We start from the raw sequence: 1,141 nt of genomic DNA, 5'->3' as shown, positions 1-1,141 counted from the left end.
GAAGCCCTCAAGTCATATAAAAGAGGGTTACTAAAACATATTTTTGATGACCATTACGGTTCAGGATGGCACGAAGTGAGCCTTGGTGAAATAAGCCAGATTACAATGGGACAGTCACCAGATTCAGCTTCTTATAATATTGATCAAATTGGATTACCTTTGGTGCAGGGTAATGCTGACATAACCGATGGAATAACCACACCGCAGCGTTACACTTCGGCTCCAACAAAGATTTGCGATGCCGGGTCTATTATTCTTTCTGTTCGTGCGCCAGTAGGTTCTGTAAGCTGGGCAAATCAAAGGCTTTGTTTAGGACGAGGAGTATGCGCCATTACTGCACAGAATACGAAGTTTTTATACCAGCTGCTCATTCATCATCAAGATGATTGGAAACGGATTGAACAGGGCGGAACATTTACTGCTATAAGTGGCGATGATATTAGCTCTTTCAAAGTCTCCGTTCCAAATAAAGACACGCAATCCACTATTTCATTTTTTCTATCAAAATATGACGCAATGGAACAAAGAGAAGAGAATGTTTTGCGTGTGCTTCAAAGGCAGAAAGCAGCCTTATTGCAACAGCTCTTTATATAAATAGTTGCTGCAATAGTCCTGCCTTTATGTCTCTAAATTCGCTCAGCATACGCTGATGAAGGGTGATAAGGTGGTCGAGGTGGAGAAAAAAGTTTCCTACACTTTCTCGTTCCATCTCAGAAATCGGCATTCTGATAGTTTGGTCTTTTAGTTCACTCGCCTTAACCAGCGGTTGCCCTGTTCCAAAGGACAACTTTTTAATATCGAAATTCAGCAAAGCGTAATATATGAAATCAAGCTGTTTCCCTTGAATAAATACTGTGTTATCACTAATTTTTACCTTTCCTGAATGTCGATAGAGTTTACCTGCGTTTGCCCCAACACGAGCAGTCAATATAAAGTCTCCTTCGTAATCGTAGGAACTATCATATCCAATTACAGATGTCGAGCCGAGAATTTCGTATGCGCCTACATTACTGAGACTAAATTTGCTTTTTCCTGTATCAACTGAAGAAACCTCATCAATTAGTTTACGCTGTTCCCAAGGCTCAGTAAATCCGGCAAAACGGTACTCCGGCATAGTCTCGCCCTTTTTCGGGAACAGCTT

General features: G+C 41.2%; 2 protein-coding genes. One reads left to right on the top strand and one right to left on the bottom strand.

The window, feature by feature from the left end; all coding sequences use genetic code 11:
* Positions 1-594, top strand: a 594-nt coding sequence (locus D1841_RS17415; RefSeq protein WP_207710198.1) for a restriction endonuclease subunit S, incomplete at its 5' end; no start/stop codon positions are given.
* Here the strand turns inward: D1841_RS17415 and D1841_RS17410 are convergent.
* Positions 587-1,141 (bottom strand): restriction endonuclease subunit S (locus tag D1841_RS17410; protein ID WP_207709251.1); only part of this gene is annotated, 555 nt, incomplete at its 5' end. The two genes, D1841_RS17415 and D1841_RS17410, sit on opposite strands and share 8 nt — an antisense overlap.

This window comes from Neglectibacter sp. X4 (assembly GCF_009917365.1).
Taxonomy (GTDB): domain Bacteria; phylum Bacillota; class Clostridia; order Oscillospirales; family Acutalibacteraceae; genus Acutalibacter.
The sequence above is the reverse complement of the archived record's forward strand: the minus strand, read 5'-3'. Positions and strand labels throughout refer to the sequence as shown.